The sequence below is a fragment of the Endozoicomonas acroporae genome (genome assembly GCF_002864045.1).
Taxonomy (GTDB): Bacteria; Pseudomonadota; Gammaproteobacteria; order Pseudomonadales; family Endozoicomonadaceae; genus Endozoicomonas; species Endozoicomonas acroporae.
The window spans coordinates 1-941 of sequence record NZ_PJPV01000290.1; the positions used below are offsets into that span (position 1 = coordinate 1).

General features: G+C 54.0%; 1 protein-coding gene. It reads left to right on the forward strand.

Features of this window, described 5'->3' with window-relative positions; all coding sequences use genetic code 11:
- On the forward strand, nucleotides 1-940 hold a 940-nt coding region (locus CX664_RS26890; protein ID WP_180966645.1), incomplete at its 5' end, for a M26 family metallopeptidase.
- Nucleotide 941: the final 1 nt, after the last annotated feature.

Sequence of the window (941 nt, forward strand, 5' to 3'; positions counted from 1 at the left end):
TGTTGGCTATGGAGCAACGGTTGCCAACACCACGGCGGTGAACAGCAAGGTCGCAACCTCGGGTACAAATGCAGACGCCGGCATCGGGGGGGGGGATGTTGGCTATGGAGCAACGGTTGCCAACACCACGGCGGTGAACAGCACGGTCGCAACCTCGGGTACAAATGCACACGCCGGCATCGAGGGGGGGGATGTTGGCTATGGAGCAACGGTTGCCAACACCACGGCGGTGAACAGCTGTGTCAATGGCATTAAAGAGAATTCTGGATCTATCGCCAATGATCAGCTTCTTTGCCAAAAAGCCGACCCACGTGTGTTAACAGCCAATTGCTCTGCGCGAACCGGATTTCTGGATGCATTGGGCTTGTCATACAGTGATGCTTACCCGGTCAATACCGCTACAGTGTCAACAGACGCTACAGCATCAACAGCCCCCATAGAGATTAATGATGCAGAAACCCTGGGCATGATTGGTCGAAACTCCTCCTTTCCACTGAACGGTAAATATCAACAGACGGCGGATATTGTTGTCACTAAAGAGTATCAATCCATTGGCAATGATACCCATCCATTCACCGGGGAGTACGATGGGCAGCGCCATACCATCAGCGGCCTGTCTGACTGTTTAGTTGATACTCTGAAACAAGGCAGCATCAGGCACCTTCGCTTTAATGATACCCATATAAATTCGGCGAAGACGACCGGGTTGGCAGCCTGTACTGTGGATGGCACAGTCAGTGATATCCGGGCCGAAAATGTTCATATTTCCACCTCGGGTGACAATGCACACGCCGGCATCGGGGGTGGGTCCGTTTCAGGAACGGTTGCCAACACCAAGGCGGTGAACAGCACGGTCAAAACCTCGGGTGAAAATGCACTCGCCGGCATCGGGGGGGGGATGTTGGCTATGGAGCAACGGTTGCCAACACCACGGCGGTGAA